This window comes from Hungatella hominis, from assembly GCF_014288005.1.
Taxonomy (GTDB): domain Bacteria; phylum Bacillota; class Clostridia; order Lachnospirales; family Lachnospiraceae; genus Hungatella; species Hungatella effluvii.
This window is the reverse complement of record NZ_JACOPB010000008.1, coordinates 110,092-130,692: the sequence shown is the minus strand read 5'-3', so window position 1 is coordinate 130,692 and position 20,601 is coordinate 110,092. Positions and strand designations below refer to the sequence as shown.

Sequence of the window (20,601 nt, the reverse complement as noted above, 5' to 3'; positions counted from 1 at the left end):
CCTTTGTGTTTGATTTGTACCGTAAATTTGTGAGGTATTACAAAAGATGATGGCTGGTGAATGGTTTTGACGGTTTTGAAACCACAGATTCAGAGGCAATTTGACAAGAAATACATTCCGGTTTACACTTACTGCTTTAGCCAAATAAAAAACAAAGAGTAAAAAGCAATGATTTTACCCTTTGTTTAATAATTTCACACAATATTCTGCAGCATCCGCCACAACGTGGTTCTGCTGATTCCCAGCCGTTTGGCGGCCTGGCTCTGGTTGCCTTTTTCTTCGGAGAGAACGTGGCGCACGATATCCAGATTTATTTCTTCCAGGGTCCGGTTTAAATCGAGAGGAATGCCGTCGCCGGAGAGGATGGCGGGCTGTTCTCTGAGCAGAAGTCTGGAAACGGAGGCAGCTCTGATGTAGGACGTATCTGTTATGGCAAACAGCTCCGTCATGATTCGTTTGAACTGATTATAATTGCCGGGCCAGCCGTATTCTTTCAAAAGGGAGACGGCTTCCGGTTCCAGACCGACGATTTCCCGGGCCAGCTGCATATTTAAATTACTGATATATAAGTTGGCAAGGTCCGGGATCTCATCCTTGTTAGCCCGGAGCGGCCGGAGGGTGAAGGACAGGCAGTTAAAATGATTCATGAGAAGCTGGGAATTCTGATTCAGCTCCTCGCCTTCCCGGGTGGTACAGGAAAAGATCATGTGGTTCTGACGGTGCAGATTCAAATCCCGAATAATGGAAAACAGCTCTTTAAACTGCTGGTCAGACAGAAACTCCAGCTCGCGGATATAGATGGTGGTATCCGTATCGCTGAACGGAGAGTTGGTGTGCCCGGTAAGAAACTGCCAGCTCTTATCCGTAATACGGGAACAGTCGATAATCGCCATTGGCTTATTTTGAAATTTGCTTTGGGAATAGATAAAAGCAGCCATCTCCTCTTTCCCCGTACCGTCTTCCCCGAGAATCATGACGGGAGCACCGGTCTGATTCATCTGGTCCAGAGAAGGCGTATAGGTTCCGGACGGGTTGGTGAGGCCGTAGAAGCTGGAATAAAACTGTTCCAGAGCCTGGCTCCTGTCGATATAGCGAACTCCATTTTTGATGAGAGACAGAGGGACTTTCCGGGTGTTGACGTAATAGACAACGTAAGTCTGCTTGTAAATAAGTTTTCTGACCCCCTTGATGGCAACCAGCAGATCGCCTTCATCTCTGTAAAATTTCTTGCTGTTTTCGGTAAGAATCTCCGACACATAGTTTTTCATGGCAGTCATCACGGCCGGTGAAAAATTATGTTCTTTTGAGGTATAAATCAGCTCCTCCTTTTCACTGTAGACAAACACGTAATACGGATAATCCTCCAGAAGCGTCCGGAAAAATTCAGCCTTGGAGATCAGTGCCTGGTACGTACCGGCTGTCTTGACGGCCTGATCGAATGCCGCCTCGATACTTTCCGAACCGGAAGTAAAGAGGATCGAGCGCATCCCCAGTCTCTGGGCATGGGAGTTCGTTACAACATCACATAAAACCATGCGGTATCCGGCTGTGGTCAGGCGGGTGAGTGTGTCCTTTACTTCTTCCGGATTATGGATGGTGTAGATGTCAATGGTATACTGCAATAAATCACATAGAAAACGGGCATTTTTGGTGATTCCGGGGAAGCCGACGATTGCATAGCGGTCGTTGTTGTTTTCCGCCAGTTTGATGGCGCGGAGAATATCGTATACTGAAAGCTGAATCTCCACTACGGGAATCGGAGAAATGGAAGAAATCATTTCGGCGGTGCCGCCTCGGGATAAGATAACATCGTAATCCTGAAAGGTGTGCCTGGAGGCAATCTCGGCCCCGGCCTCCAGATCGCCGACGTACACAGTCAGATCTATATCATCCCGCTGTCCGGCCAGACGCATCATCAGCGCTTTCATACCTTCATACGGTGCGATTCCCAGTATCTTTGTTTTTTTATCCATTAAGAACTCCTGCCTTTCCCCAAAATGAAGTGTTTCTGTTTGAAGTGTTTCTATTTAAAACAAATATAACATAGTAAATGATAAAAAACAATATATAACTATAGTGTTTCAAAATAAAACGATATTTATTGAAAAAATAGCGGTATAATTCTTGAATATTCCGGTTTTAATTGGTATTATTAAACAAACAGAGGGAAAAGAAAGAAACCATGGAAAATATAGTGTTTAAAAATGAAACAATAATAGGTGGGTAGACAAAATGATAAAACTTCTTGTAATTGCAGACGATTTTACAGGAGCCCTTGATACCGGAGTGCAGTTTGCCGGGAAAGGAATGACGACGAAAGTCCTGAATTATTTTCCTGAGGACGAGGAGACACTGAAACGGCTACAGGCGGAAGTGCTGGTGATCGATGCACAGACAAGACATCTGGAGGGCCAGGAGGCGTACCGGAAGGTTTTCGATGTGGTGAAGAGGGCGGGAGAAGCGGGAGTTCCTTATATTTATAAGAAAACGGATTCCGGGCTCAGAGGAAACATCGGAAAAGAGCTGGAGGCAGCACTCCTGGCCAGCGGAGAACAGTATCTTACGTTTATCCCGGCGCTGCCGGCCATGGACCGGATCACAGTCGGCGGAGTCCATTATGTGGAAGGGGTCCCTATTCATGAGAGCGTCTTCGGACGCGATCCTTTTGAACCTGTGGTATCGCCCAGCGTGGAAGCATTGTTTTGCGGTGCATCAGTAAAAACTGCATTGTATCAGGAAAGCGAACACTACGAGAGAGGCAGAGGTAAAGAAATTGGAATCTTTGACGCGTCGAGTGAAGCGCAGATAAAAAAGATCGCAGAGGATTTGATGAAGCAGAAGTGTCTGGGGGTCATGGCTGGCTGCGCTGGCTTTGCATCGGTGCTGGGTGATTTCCTGAAATTGGAAGTACACGAGATGGAAATTCCTGCTATAACAGACAGGATGATCATTATCTGCGGCAGCATAAATGAAATTACAAAGAGACAGATTGAATATGCGGAACAGAATGGAATGAAGCGCATTACCATGACTCCGATCCAGCAGTTTACTCCAGGATACTTAAGCTCTGAGGAAGGAAAGAGATGGCTGTACGGTCTGAAGCAGGATTGTGAAGCAGGAATCACCTGTGTGATCGAAACGGGGATTTCCGATACGAAAAAGGTGACGGAATACCGGAGGGAGAACCACATTCCGCTGGAGAAAGCGCGTGTGACCATCTCAAAGACGCTGGGAGAGATATTGAAGCAGCTTCTGGAAATGGGGCTGGACGCCACCTTCATGATTATTGGCGGAGACACGCTGGCGGGATTTATCACTGAGATGCGCTGCGGCGAGATCACTATTTACCAGGAACTGGAGCAGGGAACGGTCCTGTCCTCGATACGGACGGAAGGAAAAGAGCAGTGGATCATCTCGAAGTCGGGCGGTTTTGGTGATCGGGAGCTTTTAATGGAAGTGGAACAGCTGGTGAAAAACAGTTTTTTAGGGGGAGGAAGAAAAAATGCCGGATCAATATTCAATTACAATGCCGGGAGTTGTCTACAGCGGCCGGGGAGCGCTCCGTAAGATCAGAGAAATTACGGAAGGAAGATTTAAGAAAGCCGCCCTGTTTACAGATCAGGGAGTGGAACAGGCCGGTCTGTTAAAGATTCCGCTGGAAATTTTAAATGAGGCCGGGGTAGAGACGGTGGTGATCACAGATCTGCCCGCCGAACCGAATTGTGACGAGGCAGAGCAGGTAATGGAACGCTTTCGCCGGACAGGCGCCGATTTAATCGTGGCCGCAGGCGGAGGAAGCGTCATGGATGTGGCAAAACTGGCTTCCATTACGGCTGACGGTTCTCTGACAGTCAGACAGCTGCTGGAAGATCCGGGGCTTGGAAGAAAGTGTGTTCCAACGCTCATGATTCCAACGACAGCAGGAACCGGTTCTGAGGCTACGATGAACAGCATTGTGGCAGTGCCGGAAAAGCAGTTGAAGGTCGGTATCGTGAACCCGGAGATGATCCCGGATTACGTGATTCTGGATGGCAGCCTTTTAAAGAATCTTCCCAGGAAGATCGCGGCAGCTACGGGAGTCGACGCAATGGCGCATGCGGTGGAATGCTTTACTTCGAATAAAGCGAACACTTTCAGCAACCTGTTTGCGAAGGAGGCCGCAAAACTGATTTTTGACAATATCGAGGCGGCGTGTGAAGATCCGGAGGCGGAAGAAGCGAAGACAAATATGTTAATTGCCGCATTTTACGCGGGCGCTGCGATTTCTTCCTCGGGGACCACCGCGGTACATGCCCTGTCCTATCCGCTGGGAGGAAAGTATCATATCCCCCACGGCGTTTCCAATGCCATGCTGCTGCTCCCGGTTATGCGGTTTAACAAAACGGCTTGTCTGAAGGAATTGGCAGAACTGTATGATACGGTTGTTGGAAAAGAGCTGCAGATAACAGACGAGGAAAAAGCGGACAGGCTCCTGGAACGCATGGAGGAGATTATCCGGCGGCTGGAAATACCGTCCTCTCTGTCGGCATTTGGGATTGGGACAGACGCCCTGGAAGAGCTGGTGAATGCCGGAATGGATGTAAAACGGCTGCTGAATAATAATAAGAGAGAGATAACACACGAGGATGCCCGCAGACTGTATTTAGAAGTAATGCATGGATAGAATGGGGCACTGGATACGAGAGAGGGGAAATTTGATGACTGTCCTGAAAGGTATTATTCCTCCCATCATCACTCCGATGAATGAGGATGAATCCATCAATGAACCGGAACTGAGACGGCAGGTGAACCGCCTGATCGAGGCCGGGGTACACGGACTGTTTCCGTTCGGAACAAACGGAGAAGGCTACATATTGACTGAAAAGGAAAAAGAGCGGGTTCTGTCCATTGTAATAGAGGAAACGGACGGACGGGTTCCTGTCTATGCGGGAAGCGGATGCATCGGAACGAAGGATACGATCCGGATGTGCCGGATGGCGGAGTCGCTGGGGGCGGATGTCCTGTCTGTGATCACGCCGTGGTTTGCCAAAGCGTCCGATGAAGAGCTGTATGAACATTACTGCGCGGTGGCTAAGGCTGTAAAAATCCCGGTGGTCCTCTATAACATTCCGGCAAGAACGGGCAACAGCCTTTCTCCGGCGCTGGTAGAGCGGCTGTCCGAGGTCGACAGCATTGCAGGAGCCAAGGATTCCAGCGGCAGCTTTGACAATATGCTCCAGTATCTGGAGCGAACGAGGGGGAAGGACTTCACGGTGCTTTCCGGCAACGATTCCCTGATATACTGGAACCTGCTTGCAGGCGGCGGCGGAGGCATCGCAGGCTGTGCCAATGTCTATCCGGGGACGATGACGGCGATCTATGAGCGGTTCATGCAGGGAGATTTAGAGGGAGCGAGAGAGGCTCAGGACTCTATTCGTTCCTTCCGGGATTGTTTCAAATACGGGAATCCCAATACAATCGTAAAAACCGCGGTTGCAATGCTGGGGTATCCCGTCGGTAAATGCCGCGCTCCGTTTGACCGAATCTCCCCGGAGGGACTGGAGGCCATAAGGCGTGTGATCGATGAAAACCGGGAAGCTGGAATGGAGTAGAAAGGAACGAAACTATGAGACCATTAATTGGCATAACACTCGGTGATCCGGCTGGAATCGGTCCGGAGATAACAGTGAAAGCACTGGCGGATCATCCGGTCAGTGAAAAATGCCGCCCTTTGGTGATTGGAGATGTCCGTGTCCTGAAGAACGCGGCACAGATAGTCGGCAGACGGTCGATCCGGATCAATGGAATTGAAAATCCGTCTGAAGGAGAGTACCGTCCCGGCTGTATCGATGTCATAGACATGAAGAACGTGGATCCGGAGACGCTGGCCATCGGCAAGGTGTCCGCCGTGGCGGGGGAAGCTGCCTTTCAGTATGTAAAAAAGGCCATCGGGCTGGCTATGGCCGGGGAGGTGGATGCGACCGTGACGAATGCCCTGAATAAGGAAGCGCTTAATCTGGCGGGGCGTCACTATTCCGGACATACGGAAATCTATGCGGAGTTCACCGGAACCGAAAAATATACGATGATGCTTGCACATAAAAATCTGCGGGTGGTACATGTGTCCACCCATGTAGCCTTGAGAGAGGCGTGTGACCGCGTGAAAAAAGACCGGATTATAGAGGTGATCCGGATTGCGGAACAGGCGTGTAAGGACATGGGAATCGGGAATCCGCGCATTGGAGTCGCGGGCCTCAATCCCCACTGCGGTGAGAATGGATTGTTTGGAAGAGAAGAGATCGAAGAGATTATTCCGGCGGTTGAGGAAGCGAGAGCGGAAGGCATTAATACTGAGGGCCCGATACCGGCCGACACCATATTTTCAAAAGCCCGGGGGGGCTGGTACGATGTGGTAGTTGCCATGTATCACGATCAGGGACACATTCCACTCAAGGTCGTCGGATTTGTATACAATCAGGAAGAACAGAAATGGGACGCGGTGGAAGGGGTGAATATCACTCTGGGACTTCCGATTATTAGGACCAGCGTGGACCATGGAACGGCCTTTGATCAGGCCGGGACCGGAACTGCAAATGAACTTAGCCTGCTGCATGCGATCGATTATGCAGTGAGATTTGCGGAAGGCAGGCGAAAAAGTACATCAACAACATTATTATCCCAGGAGGAACGAGAATGAGAAGGAAAATGGTATCTGTAATTTTGACTGTCGCAATGATGGGAACAATGCTGGCTGGCTGCGGAAGCAAAGCGGCGGAACAGCAGGGGAGTACAGCAAACACAGGGGGAGAATCAGTAGCTGAAAAATCAAATGACGGAAAGGACACAGCCGACGGTGACAACAGCTATACCATGTTTATGCGAAATACCTATGTAGACTGGATCAAAGAACTCAAATGGTATGACGCGGCAGAAGCAAATACGGGAATTCATGTAGAATATGTGGAAGGACCTGATGACTTTAATGACGTATATGCGGAGGTTGATCAGAGAATTATTTCCAAAACTCTTCCGGATGCGGTGATGACCAAGCTGGTACAGACTAATGTGTATGGACCGCAGGGGGCATTTGTGGATCTTGCTCCTTACATAAAAAAATACGCGCCTAATTTGCAGAAGTATATCGATGACAATCCGGATTACGAAGCTCTGGTCACAGATGAGAACGGAGCAATCTATGGACTCGTAAAGGAATCCCCGATTTTTACGGATTATCTGGCTTACCGTGCCGATCACCTCGAAAAAGCGGGCATTGATGTGAATTCGATTAAGACGGTTCAGGATTTTACAGAAGCCATGCGAACACTGAAAGCACATTATGGAAAGGACAACCCGAACTACTATCCTCTGGAGGGCAGAGAAAATCCTATCCGTTTTGCTGCATGGTTCGGCTGCCCCAGCAATATTTCGTCGGAAGAATCCAACGGAATATATGTAGGTCATCAGAAGGATGGTTCGTTAGATATTATGGATGACAGAGCATATACCATGGTAGAGACTATGAAAACCTGGTATGATGAAGGGCTGATCAATCCGGAGTTTGCTGCCAATACCCGTACGGAAGGTGACTGGGAAGCTGCAATGATCAACGGAAATGGAACCTTTGAATACGACTATTACAACAGGGCCGAATGGTTTATGGCAAACGGCGGCGTAGATGCGGATCCGGATTATCAGATGGGTGTTATGAACATGTTCCTGGATGAAAATGGAAAAGTATTAAAAGGGACCAGCAGCTGTAAATATAATGAAGAATGTGTTACAGCTGTCAATGCTCAGTGCAGTGAAGAAAAAATCAAAACAATTCTTACCTTTATTGATTATTTTTACAGTGAGGAAGGCATTACCTTAGCGAATTATGGAGTAGAAGGGGAAAGCTTCGAAACAGAAGGCGACGGTTCCAAAAAGTTTATCGTTGATTATGCCAAGGAAGAGGCAACTCCGGAAGGAGAGAAGAGATGGTCCTTCTTAAGCGACAGATTTACCGTTTGCAAGCCGGTTGATAATGAAGCATTCTTTGCATGGAATTCTCCTTTGATTGCAGAAGCGGCTCAGAGGATTAATACGGAAGAAAATATGATGGAATCCTACAATATCAAATATACAGCAGAACAGACAGAGGAATTATCCAATCTGGTAGCAACGGTCTTTGATGCTGAAATTGCCGGTATCGTATCTTTTGTCACAGGAAATAAGGAATTCAATGCAGATACATGGAAAGCCTTCCAGGATGAGATGAACAGTCTTGGACTGTCCAGGATTGAAGAGATTCAGCTGGACGCTTATCGGGCAACATTCGATAATTAAGTTTGGAAAGGAGATCAGGATGGCTGGAAAGAAAAAAGGAGGGGCGGCTTTGCCGCCCCGGCGGAAAAAGGGGAGTTTATCACAGAGGTTTGTAAAGGATATCAGGAGAAACTGGATTTTATATCTGCTGCTGCTTCCCGGCCTTCTGAGTCTTATCCTGTTTAAAATAGGACCTGTTGGAGGTATGGTGATCGCCTTTGAAAAGTTTAGTGCTTTCCAGGGGATATTGGGCAGTAAGTGGGTAGGACTGGATAATTTTAAGAGGATTTTCGCAGATCCCTATATTCCCAAAGTTTTTATGAACACCATTATACTGGCTGTACTGACAATTGTAGTTGTGTTTCCAATCCCGATTATTTTTTCTCTTTTTCTTAATGAAATCAGGCAGAAATGGGTTCGGTCCACGGTGCAGTCTTTGAGTTTTCTTCCTTACTTTATCTCAGCGGCAGTTATGGTCAGTATCCTCTATACGATCCTTTCTCCAAGTTCAGGAATTGTGAACAACATCATCAGGAGTCTGGGGGGCAGCTCCGTTAATTTTATGGCCAAGCCAGGCTGGTTCCGGCCGCTGTACGTGATCCTGGAAATATGGCAGACATTCGGTTACTCTGCAATTATTTATATTGCAGCTATGATGAATATCGATCCTTCTTTATATGAGGCAGCAGAAGTGGACGGCGCGAACCGGTGGGACAAAATGTTACGAATTACGCTGCCCTGTATCTCTACTTCCATTATAGTCATGCTGATTATCAGTGTAGGAAACATTTTCACGGTTAATCTGGATCGTATTCTTTTGATGTATAACAGCAGCGTATATGATACTGCTGATGTTATTCAGACCTATGTATATAGAATCGCCTTTGAATCCAAGGGATTTCCGGACTACAGCTACGGAACGGCAGTGAACATATTAAAATCTGTAATCGCATTTGTCATGGTTAGTTTCGTAAATAAAATGGCGGATAGATTTGCTGAGACAAGATTATTTTAGGAAAGGAGAAATGGAGCATGAAAAGAAAAAAAGTGCAGGTATTTGATATTATTAATAATATAATCCTGCTGCTGGTAGCAGTGATCTGTATCTATCCTTTCCTGTATGTCTTTTTTGTAGCATGTAGCAACGGAACGTATCTTCAGAGGGGAGAGGTCAGCTTTCTCCCGAAGGGATTTAATTTAGAAGCCTTTAAATATATCATGGGAAGCACAAAGTTCCATGTATGGACCGGGCTTAGAAATTCATTTCTGTATACTTTTGGAGGGACAATTTTTGCGATACTGACAACCTATGTGACCGCATACGCACTCTCCAGACCCAGGCTGAAAGGCAGATATCTCCTGATGGGAGCCTTCATCGTTACATGGGTCTTTGATGCCGGTATTATCCCGCAGTATATTATTTATAATAAACTGGGATTTATCGATAACCCGTGGGTCATGATTATACCGGGTGCCATTAACACGCAGTTCCTGATTATAACAAAGACCTTTATTGAAGGGATACCGGGAGAGCTGGAGGAGGCTGCTGTGGTGGATGGGGCCAATGACTGGACGATTCTCACCCGGCTGTATTTTCCTCTGTCGAAGACAATTATGGCAACCATAGGAACCTTTTATGCGGTATCTATTTGGAATCAATATCTGATTCCCCAGATTTATCTGAAAACAGATAATTTTAAGGTGATTCAGCAGGTGTTAAAAGAGGTAGTAATCGCGGATGCAGGAACGAGTACGGCCTTTAAAAACGTTATTTTAAATGGAGTGACATTAAATCAGCAGAATTTGAAGGCTGCGGCCATATTTGTATCGATGCTGCCAATCGTAATGGTATATCCGTTTGTTCAGAAATACTTTAAAAAGGGTATTATGATTGGGGCGGTAAAAGGCTAGAGAGTGAGGATTGAATTATGAGAGAATATGTGGAACTGAACTGTTTAGAAGAGGATGGCAGACTGTATCACAATAATCTGCTGGATACGATAGAGGCACTGATTCCCAACCAGTTTGACAGTGTGCATGCGGCAGATCTTCTGGAATTGCCTGACGGTGATTTGCTGGCCTGCTGGTTTGCAGGGAGTGATGAAGGAAATGCGGACATCAGCATTGCTGTATCCCGGTTAAGGGCAGAGACAAGCAGATGGAGTGTGGGAGAGATCGTTTCGGATGATCCGTCCCGGTCAGAGCAGAATCCTTCTCTTTTTTTAACACCTGGCGGAGAAATCTGGTTGATGTATACGGCACAGACTTCCCGGACACCCGATGACAATCCGAATTTTAATCTGCAGTATACGGCCGAAATACGGAGAAAAATATCTAAGGACAACGGCTATACCTGGGGGCCTACGGAGACCATGTTTTCCCGGCCGGGTTCCTTCTGCCGTCAGAAAATACAGATTTTATCTAATGGAAGATGGGTGTTTGGAAACTGGATCTGCTTTCCGGATGAGTCGAGAAACGGCAGTGATATCACTGTGGTGCAGATTTCAGATGATGAGGGAAAGACATGGAGGGAGACTGAGATTCCAGACAGTGCGGGCCGTGTACATGCCAATCTGATGGAAGTGGCTCCGGGGAAATTGACAGCTTTATTCAGAAGCCGTTTTGCGGATCACATCTATATTGCATACAGTGAAGACTATGGGGATACATGGACGAGTCCGGTGCCAACCTGCCTGCCCAATAACAATTCTTCCATTTCTTCAATAAAATTACAGAGCGGCAGTCTGGCTCTTATTTACAATCCGGTTAAATTCAACAATGATACAGCGAAGACGGTCTGGCCGAATCAGCGTTGTCCGGTTACCTTTGCCATCTCAGATGACGGCGGAAAGACATGGCCCTATAAACGTATCATTGAGTTGGGAGAGGGATTCGTCGGTGAATTTAATGATATCAATAACCGCCGATATGAGTATCCCGTTATGATGCAGTCAAAAGACGGAAAAATTCATGCGGCCTACAGCTTTGGAAACCGCAGATGTGTCAAATATGTGTGCGTGGATGAAACGTGGATCCGGGGAGAGAAAATGCTTCCGGGTGCAGAAGGCGATCCCGGAATGCCCTGCCAGAGGTAATGAAATGTAAGAAAACGAACCTGATAAGTTCTTATAATTGACTTTTAGAACCTAAACGTATATAATGAAGGTAGAAAAGGAGGTGCAAAAGATGGCACAGGCTACGTTTAGTGTTCGTATGGACGAAGAATTGAAAAGGCAGTTTGACTCTTTATGCGCGGATTTTGGTATGAATGCAACTACGGCTTTTAATGTATTTGCACGTGCGGTAGTGCGTGAACGCAAGATTCCGTTTGAAATTGTATCTCCGAAACAGGATATTACAAGGAACGACGGGATGAAGGCTTTTATGGCGCTTAGAGAAGAGGCAAAAGTCAATGGAATACAGGACTTATCTTTAGAGGAAATCAATACTGAAATTAACCAGGCAAGAAGCGGGGAGGATCATGAATGATTTGCTATGCGGTGATTGATACGAATGTGCTGGTTTCTGCGATTCTGGCAGAATATCGTGAGGTACTGCATAGAAAGAAATTCCTTTTTTCAGAAGATTTGATTTCTGTACTGCTGGATACCATTGACAAATATGGAATCTGTATTGAACCGGCATCCAGCGGGGAGATATTACCGGACAGGAAGGATCTGCCTTTTTATGAAGTGGTACTGGAAAAGCAGGAAGAAGATGCCTATCTTGTTACAGGGAATATAAAACATTTTCCTGTTAAACCGTATATTGTGACAGCAAACCAGATGCTGGCTATTTTACACGAAAAAAGATAACACAGTATAAAAGAAGAAGCATTTACCCTTTAAGCTATTTCTAAGCTTTGGGTAAGTGCTTTTTCATTTTTTTTAGAAAACTTATGGATTATAAATTACTCTTCGTAGACATCATCGGCACATTCACCCGCATCGCATTTTCATTATAAAAGGTCTTATAATCGGACGGCGACATGCTGCAGAATCGGTGGAAGACACGGTTGAACTGGGAAAAGCTGGAGAAGCCGGTCTTTTCCGCGATGTCGGTGATCTTTAAGCTGGTGTTTAGCAGCAGGTACTGGGCGTTTTTGACGCGGGTCTGCTGGATGTACTGCACGACGGTGAAGCCGGTCACCAGCTTGAACTGGTGGGACAGGTAGAAGGAGCTGATAAAAAATTTGTCAGCCAGGTATGCCAGTGAGAGATCCTCGTTATAGTGCGTCTGTATGTAGTTGGTGATGGTATATATTTTCTCTTTGATGCTTCTTTCGGAATTGTATTCATAGAGATTTTCGTTCCGCATCTGGTAGAGCGTGAACAAAAATTCTGTGAATTTGTTGTTGATCATCATATTTCTGATGGTGGGATCTTCTACGGTGCGGCTTAGTTCCGTAATCTGGTTGATGAGCTGGAACAGCGTTTTCTGGCGCTCTAAGTCAAAACGGAAAATCGGGACCGGATCACCAAAGATAGACAGAATCCTGTCATATCCTTCCGGGTGGAGCAGCAGATGCTTGGGAACCATGAAATTAATGATGATGCGGTCGCTGGGAGGACCTGGTAAGTACTCCGTCTGATGCAGGATGGCCGGAGCCAGCAGGACGATATCATTGTTTATGATGGAATAAGGTTTTCCTGCGATAAAATGATACGCCTTTGGACTTAATAGAATCATGATCTCGTAAAACATGTGCATATGCGGGAAGGACATGTTCACAGAGTAGGAACGTGCATCGTAATCAAAATAGTAGCAGATGGAATTTTCCACTGGGGTTTTCAGCTCATTGATGATGATTGAAAACCCCTTTTCGTAGTTTAAGACGGAATCAGGGTATGGTTTCATCATAAAATTTCTCCTTTATTTTAGTGCTGCATTTTAATCGCGCAATTCAAAACTAACTCTATTTTACTATAAATCGGGAAAAAAAGCAAAATACGTAATATAAAAATAATAAAAAGAGCAAGAAGGGAATAGATATTGCCCTGTATTTTCTATATACTCTACTATGAAATAGAGAATAAGACAGATAAAAAAGCGGGAGGATATGGATAAATAAATGAAGACGTGGAAAAAAGCAGTTCCATTTTTGTGTTTTGCGGTTCTGATGTTCGGGCTGGGTTCCAGCGATTCGCTCAGAGGCATATTCGCCCCTGTGTTTCAGAACCGGTATGCGCTCAGCGATACCCAGCTGTCCCTGATTGTTACCATCAGCTATGTGGGAAATCTGTTGTTTCTGAGTCTGGGCGGAAAGCTTCTGGATACGTTCGGGCGGAAAACGGTGGTACTGTCGGTGACGGCAATCTGGGCGCTGTCCATGCTTTTAAACGTGGTGTCCGACAGCTATATCTGCATTCTGATCTCCATGTTTTTTGCGCTGGGAGCATCGACACTGTTAAATACCACAGTAAATATTTTAACGCCGGTGGTTTTCAGCGGATATGCGGGGCTGATGGTGAATATTTTCTTCTTTATTCAGGGAATAGGAACCAGCGGCAGCCAGTTTGTGCTGGGACGGTATGGGCTCAGCTATCCCGGGTTTAAGGGCGTGAGCTTCCTTCTGCTGCTGATTGGAGCGGCCGCAGGCTTTCTCCTTATTTTAATTCCGTTGAGGGGAGAGAAGCAGCCGGAACACCTGCAATCCAAAGGCAAAACGGAAGCCCCCGTTACGCAGGCAAATCCCAAACCGGCAGTATTCATTCTCCTGTGCACCATGATAGGCTTTTACTTCATCGGGGAGCACGGAATCATGAACTGGCTCTTCTCATACTGTATTCAGGCGTTCCAGATTCCAAGCGGCAAAGCCTCGGTTTACCTATCCCTGTTCTGGGGCGGTATGACGGCTGGGCGGCTGATCTTTGCGCCGGTAGTCCAGAAAATGGGAACGGTGAAAAGTATCCGGATCTTTGGAACGGTGGGAACACTGCTGTTCTGTGCGGGCATCCTGACCGGGGAAAATGGAATTCTGCTTCTAAGCATATCCGGCCTGGCGATTTCTGTGCTCTACCCGACCATGGTGCTGCTGATTCAGCAGATCTATCCGGCCGGGGTAGTGGCGACCAGAACAGGCGCGATTATCAGCGTGGCGACGGTTGCGGATATTGTGTTCAACCTGTTCTTCGGGGTGATCACGGGGGCGATCGGATACCGGTTAAGCTTTATGATACTGCCGGCCTGTATGGTCGGATTTAATATCTGTTACATGGCACTGCAAAAATATATTTGGAGGAATGTGGAATGAAACGTTATATAAAACACCTGATGAAGGGCGCCGAGATCAGAACCGATCACTTTTTAAGAAGCCAGGATAAAAATCCGGAGAGTATCCAGTATGGCGGGATGCACGGTGATGTGGCGGAGGCGAAGACGACCATCTACCATATGGCCACGGCGCTGTCTGTCTATTTTAAGGAAGACAGCAGATTTTACCGGAACGAAGCACTGTTTGACGCGATTGATCTGGCCTGCGGCTTTGTCCGGAAAATGCAGAGGGAAAATGGATCCTTTGATTATCCTACCTGCAACTTCCAGTCAGCCGCCGATACTTCCTTCTGCTTCAAGAGGCTGATCCTGGGGTATCGTCTGTTAGACAAATACGGAACCGGCGGGGACAAGACAGAGGTTCTGAAGAAAAAATATCTGGTTATCATGCAGGATGCGTTAAAGGCGATCCGTGACGGCGGATTCCACACGCCGAATCACAGATGGGGCATAACCGCGGCGCTTTTGCAGGGAGCTAACTTATTCGCTGAGGACCCGGCGTTCGCGGACAGCCTTAAAAAACGGGCGGCCCAGTATCTGGCCGAGGGAGTCGATGAGGATGAGGACGGCGAATATGCCGAGCGTTCCACCGGTAATTACAATGCCGTTGTCAATAACGCCATGTTTGCCATTGGACAGGAGACCGGCGAGGAGCTTTATTACGACTACGCAAGAAAAAATCTGAAGATGATGCTCCTCTATATCGACCCGGACGATACCATTTTCACACAGAACTCGTCCCGTCAGGATAAGGGGAGAGCCGAATATGCGGACAAGTACTTTTACCAGTACTTATACGCGGCGTGTCTGGGGGATGACGGAGTCTTCGGTGGTGCGGCGCATAAGATCATAAAGGATAATATGGAACGCGGCGATATTGCACCGGACTGCTTCCCGGTGATTATGACACACGATGAGATGATGAAGCATGAATTTACGGAATACGGATTTGCGGAATCCTACCGGAAATACTTCAAACACTCGGGCGTTCTCCGGGTGAAAAAAGAGGAGTATACCTACACGGTTCTGAATGGAAAGAGTTCCTTTCTGTTTTTTAAGACGGGAAGTACGGCTGTTTGTGTGAAGATTGGCGAGAGCTGCTGCGAGAAGCGGAATTTCGTCCCGAAGACGATGGAAGTCAACGAGCAGGGCTGCGTGCTGAGCGAGGCGTTTGACTCCTGGTACTATCTTCCCTTTGACGAGCCTCAGAGCACCTCCGACTGGTGGGAGATGGACCAGACGAAGAGGAAGAAGCTGCTTCCGGAAAGGCTGAACACGAGGCTGGAGATCCGGGAGCTTCCCGAGGGGCTGGAACTTCATTTAAAGGCAGATGGATTAAAGGGGCTTCCTCTCCGGTTGGAGATCTGCATACCCGCAGGGACAACGGTTGAAAATGAACATTTTTATATGAAGGCAGAGGCCGGAAGCGGCATGATTCTGCGGGATGGCTGTTTACAGGTGAAGGACAGCGACAGAGAGCTTGTTATGGGGCCGGGATTTGGAAGTCATGAGTTCAAAGGGCATTATTCCGGGGAAGAGGTCAACGACTCCGGATTTACGGTGTACTGCAATGAGTATACACCACTGGAAAAAGTATTTAAAATTTGTGTAAAATAGTTTCAGTTTGCCGCCCGCTGGCATCCTCCGCTGTGCGGCGAACGGAAATATTCATAATAGCCGTTTTGAGCAAGATATGCAATACTTTTACTCTATTTCTAACAATAATTGCATAGCTTGCCAGAATGATTGGCTATATAATATAGATAGTTTAAGGAGACAGCGAGATGATGATGAAAAATAATCTGGAAGAAAAGAAAGACATGCTTTTGGAGGAAATTACAGAAAAACTGGAATGTCTCATCAATGGATTTGAAAAAGTTCTTTACGATGATGATGATATTTTCCTTCAGAACATGAAAACCGATAACCTGGCAGGAGATGATGTACAGAAATACCGTTTCTGGGAATGGACTCAGGGAGTCGGGCTGTTCGGGCTCTGGAAGCAGTTCGAGGAAAACCGGGACGAAAAGGCGCTTGCCATGCTGAAACGGTATTACGATGAGCGGATTGCCGACGGCCTTCCATCCTGCAACATCAACACCACGGCACCCATGCTGACACTTACATATCTGTATGAATACACAAAGAATGAGACTTACTGGGAGACTTGCAGGGAATGGCTTAAAAAGGTTTTGACTGAGCTTCCGAGAACGAAGGAAGGCGGATTCCAGCATCTCACCTCCGATACGCTGAATGAACAGGAGCTTTGGGACGACACTCTGTTTATGACCATTCTCTTTATTGCCAGAATGGGGAAACTGATGAATGACAGGGCGTGCATCGAGGAGGCACAGTATCAGTTTGAACTCCACAAAAAGTATCTGGAGGACCGGAAGACAGGGCTGTGGTTTCATGGATGGACCTTCAACGGCAGGCATAATTTCGCCGGAGGGCTATGGGGAAGAGGCAACAGCTGGGTTACGATCGCGATTCCGGAGCTGATCGCGATCCTGGGAGACGACTGCGAACCGGTGATCAGGAGGCTCCTGACCGAGACTCTCTTAAACCAGGTGGAAGCCTTAAAGACCTACCAGGCGGACAATGGAATGTGGCATACGCTGATCGACGACAGTGATTCTTATCTGGAGACCAGCGCAACGACCGGCTTTGCATACGGTATGCTGAAGGCAGCCCACATGGGACTGATCGATGAATCCTTTGCAGAATGCGGAATGAAGCCGCTGGGAGCTGTGATGGATTACATCAGCGAGGACGGCGTGGTAGGACAGGTATCCTACGGAACCCCGATGGGAAGGGACGAGAAGCAGTTTTACAAGGACATTGAGATCCGTCCGATGCCTTACGGGCAGGCGATGGCGATCCTGTATCTGATTGAAGCGAGAAAAGAGCTGACAAGGGAGGTAAAATAATGGCAAATACGAACACGGCGGGGGCTGCGCCTGCCAGAAGAAAGAAGAGGGACACGCGCCAGCTTTGGGCATTTGGTTTCTGTCTGCCCAATATCCTGTTCTTTCTGGTATTCTTCGTAGCGCCTGCGATAGTAGGTGTCTGGTATTCATTAACCAATTACAATGGGTTTAAGCAGATGGATTTCGTCGGGCTGAGCAATTACATCAAGCTGTTTCGTGATCCGGAATTCTATAAGACCCTGTGGCAGACGATTCTTTATTCCATCGTTTCCGTGCCTCTGGGCTACGCGGTGGCGCTGGGGCTGGGACTTTTACTCTCCTCAGAGAAAATCAAAGGCATTACGATCTTAAGAATCCTGATTTACTGGCCGATCCTGCTTTCGACCATCATGGTCGGTCTTACCTGGAGATGGATATTCGGCGAGAGCTTCGGCCTCATCAACTACCTGCTTCAGTGTATCGGGCTGGACGGAATCAAATGGGCGACAAATCCGACGGCCGCCTTCGTTACCACGATCATTGCGGGCATCTGGTCCGGATGCGGAACGAATATGCTGATTTTCATCGGGGCGCTCAAACAGGTTCCGGGAGAGCTGCTGGAAGCGGCAAATTTAGACGGGGCAAACAAATGGCAGTCATTCAAGCATATTATTCTGCCCCATTTAAAACCGGTTTCCTTCATGGTCATCATTCTCTCCGTGATTTCCTCCTTCAAAGTGTTCGCCATGGTGCAGACCCTTACGAACGGAGGTCCGGGTACGGCCACGACATACATGATCCAGTATATCTACACAACCGGCTTTACCAAGAACAAGGTCGGATACGCGAGTGCCGTTTCCATGGTGCTGTTTGTAATCCTGCTGATCCTTTCTTTCGTACAGACGAAGGTCAGCGACAAGAGCAATGATTAGGGAGGTGGAGAAAAGTGAAAACTGCAAATAAAGTTTTAAAATATGTGTTCGCATTCGGTTTCGCCATTCTCTGGATTTTCCCGGTCATATGGCTGATTATCAGTTCCTTTAAGGATGGATCGGAATTATTTAATTATCCGCTGACCATACTGCCGGAGCATTTTACACTGGAGAATTACACGACTGCTCTTCAGCAGTTTGATTTAATCCGATACACCAGCAATACCGCATTTATCACAGTGGTTGCTACGGTTATCACCGTTTTAATGAGCTGTATGTGTGGCTACGCGCTGGCAAAATATAAGTACAAATGGCTGAATGTCCTGTTTATGTGTCTGCTTGCGACGACCATGCTGCCGACCGAGGTCATTATGAGTCCAAGCTTTACCGTATTGAATACCCTTGGCCTTTACAACAGCCTCTGGGGCTGCATCATACCGACCGTAGGAACCATGACCGGCGTATTCTTAATGAGGCAGTTCTTTATCACGGTACCGACAGAGCTCATGGAATCGGCGCGGATCGATGGCGCCAATGAAGGATCCATCTTTGTGAGAATCATGCTCCCGATTTGTAAACCGCAGATAGCGATTCTGGCAATCTTCAGTTTCCAGTGGAGATGGAACGACTATATCTGGCCGCTGCTCGCGCTCAGTGATCCGAAGAAATATACGCTTCAGCTTGCACTCAGGACGCTGTCCGGTGCGGAGGCGGTCAACTGGACGGTTCTGCTCTCTACAGCGGTTCTCTCCATGATTCCGATTCTGATCGTATTTATCGTCTTCAATAAACAGATTATGAACGCCAACATGTCGTCCGGTGTAAAGGGATAACCGGGAAACGGCGGCAGAAATTAAGGAACAATGTGAAAAACAACAAATTATATAATGAAAATCAGGAGGAAATGATTCATGAAAAAAAGATTACTGACAGGCGCAGTGTGTTTATCACTGGCAGGAATGACCATGCTGACAGCGTGCTCCGGCAAAGAGTCCGCAAAAAAAGGAAATGTGGAACTGGAGATTCTGCTTGCCGACGATACGCTGGAAGGCGGTGCGATGAAGACTGTCGTAGAAAAGTTCAACGAGGAGCACAAGGACCAGGGCGTGAGCGCATTTGTCAATGAGATTGCTTATGCCGATATGGAGACGCAGATCAAAAACCGTGCTAAGGCAGGTAATCTGCCGGCGATCTGCAAGATGTCAAACTTCGATACGTATATCGATTACGTACTTCCGCTGGACGACACCTCCCTTGATCCGGACAACTTCAACCGAAGCGGCGTCAGGAACGGCAAGCTTTACGGTACAGATGTAAATGATACGGCAGTAGGTATGGTTATCAATAAGACGGCCTTTGACGAGGCAGGAGTTTCCTATCCGACCACATCAGAGGAACGCTGGACATGGGATGAGTTCTCCGCGGCAGTAAAAGAGGTAGCGGAAAAGAATGAGAAGATTACGACTCCTTTCGTGATTGACCACTCGCAGCAGCGTTCCGGAACCGTGCTCTATCAGTTCGGCATGAAGTATTTCGATCCGGACGACTCGACAAAGGTCACCTTCAGAAGTGAAGATACGAAAAAGGGTGTGGAATTCTTCCTCGATATGTTTAAGGAGGGCGGCATTTCCAAGGCATCCATCGGTACCGGTGCAGAGAATGCGCAGGACGTATTTAAGACAGGTACGGTAGCGGCCCATATGGCAGGCAACTGGGTTATCTCAGATTATACACAGAATATTAAGGATTTCGAGTGGACACCTGTTCTCATGCCGTATGAGAAAGAGAAGGCAACCTGTCTGGGCGGCAACTGGCTGTATGCATTCGATGGCTCAGGTATGGAGGACCAGGCGAAGAAGTTTCTGGAATGGTTCTATCAGCCGGAGAATTACTCCCTCTACTGCCAGACCGGCAATTATCTGCCGGGAACGAAGGACGTAGAAGTAGACTACGAGATCGAAGGAATCAACATTTTCAATATGGAAATCGCAGAGTCGATCAAACAGCCTCAGTATGACCAGTCCATCACAGAGCAGGAGCACAGCGGTGAAAATACAGGAAACGCACTGCGCGATGCACTCGACCGGGCGATCGCAGGCGAGCTTGACGCGGACGGCGTCATGGATTACGTAGTGACTCAGTTCCTGGAGAACCTTACAGGAGTTCATGAGTAAGCGAAAGTTTATTTTGAATACTTATCATCA

18 protein-coding genes are annotated in these 20,601 nt (G+C 47.4%); 16 read left to right on the top strand and 2 right to left on the bottom strand.

Annotated features, from left to right (window positions below):
• Positions 1–194: 194 nt before the first annotated feature.
• Positions 195–1,973, bottom strand: a complete 1,779-nt coding sequence (locus tag H8S75_RS17925; RefSeq protein ID WP_187022811.1) for a sigma-54-dependent transcriptional regulator — start codon at positions 1,971–1,973, stop codon at positions 195–197.
• A gap of 259 nt (positions 1,974–2,232) precedes the next feature.
• Between H8S75_RS17925 and H8S75_RS17920 the strand changes: the two genes are divergently transcribed.
• From H8S75_RS17920 to H8S75_RS17875, 10 genes are all read left to right on the top strand, one after another.
• Entirely contained in the window at positions 2,233–3,567 is a 1,335-nt protein-coding gene (locus tag H8S75_RS17920) for a four-carbon acid sugar kinase family protein (RefSeq protein ID WP_187022810.1), read from the top strand.
• Positions 3,503–4,663: an iron-containing alcohol dehydrogenase gene (locus tag H8S75_RS17915; RefSeq protein WP_187022809.1), complete on the top strand. Its 1,161-nt coding sequence runs from the start codon at positions 3,503–3,505 to the stop codon at positions 4,661–4,663. Before H8S75_RS17920 ends, H8S75_RS17915 begins: the two co-directional genes overlap by 65 nt.
• 34 nt (positions 4,664–4,697) lie before the next feature.
• Entirely contained in the window at positions 4,698–5,591 is an 894-nt protein-coding gene (dapA, locus tag H8S75_RS17910; RefSeq protein WP_187022808.1) for a 4-hydroxy-tetrahydrodipicolinate synthase, read from the top strand.
• A gap of 14 nt (positions 5,592–5,605) precedes the next feature.
• A complete protein-coding gene (gene pdxA / locus H8S75_RS17905; RefSeq protein ID WP_187022807.1) occupies positions 5,606–6,676 on the top strand; it encodes a 4-hydroxythreonine-4-phosphate dehydrogenase PdxA in 1,071 nt (356 codons plus the stop codon).
• Positions 6,673–8,304, top strand: a complete 1,632-nt coding sequence (locus H8S75_RS17900) for a type 2 periplasmic-binding domain-containing protein (RefSeq protein ID WP_187022806.1) — start codon at positions 6,673–6,675, stop codon at positions 8,302–8,304. Before pdxA ends, H8S75_RS17900 begins: the two co-directional genes overlap by 4 nt.
• Before the next feature lie 19 nt (positions 8,305–8,323).
• Positions 8,324–9,298 (top strand): ABC transporter permease, encoded by a 975-nt coding sequence (locus H8S75_RS17895; RefSeq protein WP_187022805.1) that lies wholly within the window; start codon positions 8,324–8,326, stop codon positions 9,296–9,298.
• A 17-nt stretch (positions 9,299–9,315) separates the two neighbouring features.
• Complete coding sequence (locus tag H8S75_RS17890) at positions 9,316–10,194, top strand: carbohydrate ABC transporter permease (protein WP_187022804.1); 879 nt, start codon at positions 9,316–9,318, stop codon at positions 10,192–10,194.
• Positions 10,195–10,211: 17 nt separating this feature from the next.
• Positions 10,212–11,378, top strand: coding sequence for a sialidase family protein (locus tag H8S75_RS17885; RefSeq protein WP_187022803.1), 1,167 nt, complete (start codon positions 10,212–10,214; stop codon positions 11,376–11,378).
• 91 nt (positions 11,379–11,469) lie between these two features.
• Entirely contained in the window at positions 11,470–11,772 is a 303-nt protein-coding gene (locus tag H8S75_RS17880) for a type II toxin-antitoxin system RelB/DinJ family antitoxin (protein ID WP_187022802.1), read from the top strand.
• A complete protein-coding gene (locus H8S75_RS17875) occupies positions 11,769–12,098 on the top strand; it encodes a PIN domain-containing protein (protein ID WP_187022801.1) in 330 nt (109 codons plus the stop codon). The genes H8S75_RS17880 and H8S75_RS17875 overlap by 4 nt, the downstream gene beginning before the upstream one ends.
• Positions 12,099–12,186: 88 nt before the next feature.
• Here H8S75_RS17875 and H8S75_RS17870 read toward each other — a convergent pair whose 3' ends face one another.
• Positions 12,187–13,143, bottom strand: coding sequence for a helix-turn-helix domain-containing protein (locus tag H8S75_RS17870; RefSeq protein ID WP_187022800.1), 957 nt, complete (start codon positions 13,141–13,143; stop codon positions 12,187–12,189).
• A 211-nt stretch (positions 13,144–13,354) separates the two neighbouring features.
• Here H8S75_RS17870 and H8S75_RS17865 point away from each other — a divergent pair, with 211 nt between their 5' ends.
• The 6 genes from H8S75_RS17865 to H8S75_RS17840 all read left to right on the top strand — a co-directional run bounded on the left by H8S75_RS17865 (position 13,355) and on the right by H8S75_RS17840 (position 20,571).
• Entirely contained in the window at positions 13,355–14,536 is a 1,182-nt protein-coding gene (locus H8S75_RS17865; protein ID WP_187022799.1) for an MFS transporter, read from the top strand.
• Entirely contained in the window at positions 14,533–16,173 is a 1,641-nt protein-coding gene (locus tag H8S75_RS17860; RefSeq protein ID WP_187022798.1) for a prenyltransferase/squalene oxidase repeat-containing protein, read from the top strand. The genes H8S75_RS17865 and H8S75_RS17860 overlap by 4 nt, the downstream gene beginning before the upstream one ends.
• A 167-nt stretch (positions 16,174–16,340) precedes the next feature.
• Positions 16,341–17,486, top strand: a complete 1,146-nt coding sequence (gene bglB / locus H8S75_RS17855) for a beta-galactosidase BglB (RefSeq protein WP_187022797.1) — start codon at positions 16,341–16,343, stop codon at positions 17,484–17,486.
• On the top strand, positions 17,486–18,397 hold the full coding sequence (locus H8S75_RS17850; protein WP_055656236.1) for a carbohydrate ABC transporter permease: 912 nt from the start codon (positions 17,486–17,488) through the stop codon (positions 18,395–18,397). The genes bglB and H8S75_RS17850 overlap by 1 nt, the downstream gene beginning before the upstream one ends.
• Before the next feature lie 14 nt (positions 18,398–18,411).
• Entirely contained in the window at positions 18,412–19,230 is an 819-nt protein-coding gene (locus H8S75_RS32745; RefSeq protein ID WP_002600878.1) for a carbohydrate ABC transporter permease, read from the top strand.
• Between the two features lie 78 nt (positions 19,231–19,308).
• On the top strand, positions 19,309–20,571 hold the full coding sequence (locus H8S75_RS17840; protein WP_187022796.1) for an ABC transporter substrate-binding protein: 1,263 nt from the start codon (positions 19,309–19,311) through the stop codon (positions 20,569–20,571).
• The last annotated feature ends 30 nt before the right edge of the window (positions 20,572–20,601 follow it).

Excerpts from the sequence above, each read along its gene's own strand:
- H8S75_RS17925 (WP_187022811.1), bottom strand. The coding sequence starts at position 1,973 with ATGGATAAAAAAACAAAGATACTGGGAATCGCACCGTATGAAGGTATG.
- H8S75_RS17920 (WP_187022810.1), top strand. The coding sequence starts at position 2,233 with ATGATAAAACTTCTTGTAATTGCAGACGATTTTACAGGAGCCCTTGAT.
- H8S75_RS17915 (WP_187022809.1), top strand. The coding sequence starts at position 3,503 with ATGCCGGATCAATATTCAATTACAATGCCGGGAGTTGTCTACAGCGGC.
- dapA (WP_187022808.1), top strand. The coding sequence starts at position 4,698 with ATGACTGTCCTGAAAGGTATTATTCCTCCCATCATCACTCCGATGAAT.
- pdxA (WP_187022807.1), top strand. The coding sequence starts at position 5,606 with ATGAGACCATTAATTGGCATAACACTCGGTGATCCGGCTGGAATCGGT.
- H8S75_RS17900 (WP_187022806.1), top strand. The coding sequence starts at position 6,673 with ATGAGAAGGAAAATGGTATCTGTAATTTTGACTGTCGCAATGATGGGA.
- H8S75_RS17895 (WP_187022805.1), top strand. The coding sequence starts at position 8,324 with ATGGCTGGAAAGAAAAAAGGAGGGGCGGCTTTGCCGCCCCGGCGGAAA.
- H8S75_RS17890 (WP_187022804.1), top strand. The coding sequence starts at position 9,316 with ATGAAAAGAAAAAAAGTGCAGGTATTTGATATTATTAATAATATAATC.
- H8S75_RS17885 (WP_187022803.1), top strand. The coding sequence starts at position 10,212 with ATGAGAGAATATGTGGAACTGAACTGTTTAGAAGAGGATGGCAGACTG.
- H8S75_RS17880 (WP_187022802.1), top strand. The coding sequence starts at position 11,470 with ATGGCACAGGCTACGTTTAGTGTTCGTATGGACGAAGAATTGAAAAGG.
- H8S75_RS17875 (WP_187022801.1), top strand. The coding sequence starts at position 11,769 with ATGATTTGCTATGCGGTGATTGATACGAATGTGCTGGTTTCTGCGATT.
- H8S75_RS17870 (WP_187022800.1), bottom strand. The coding sequence starts at position 13,143 with ATGATGAAACCATACCCTGATTCCGTCTTAAACTACGAAAAGGGGTTT.
- H8S75_RS17865 (WP_187022799.1), top strand. The coding sequence starts at position 13,355 with ATGAAGACGTGGAAAAAAGCAGTTCCATTTTTGTGTTTTGCGGTTCTG.
- H8S75_RS17860 (WP_187022798.1), top strand. The coding sequence starts at position 14,533 with ATGAAACGTTATATAAAACACCTGATGAAGGGCGCCGAGATCAGAACC.
- bglB (WP_187022797.1), top strand. The coding sequence starts at position 16,341 with ATGATGATGAAAAATAATCTGGAAGAAAAGAAAGACATGCTTTTGGAG.
- H8S75_RS17850 (WP_055656236.1), top strand. The coding sequence starts at position 17,486 with ATGGCAAATACGAACACGGCGGGGGCTGCGCCTGCCAGAAGAAAGAAG.
- H8S75_RS17840 (WP_187022796.1), top strand. The coding sequence starts at position 19,309 with ATGAAAAAAAGATTACTGACAGGCGCAGTGTGTTTATCACTGGCAGGA.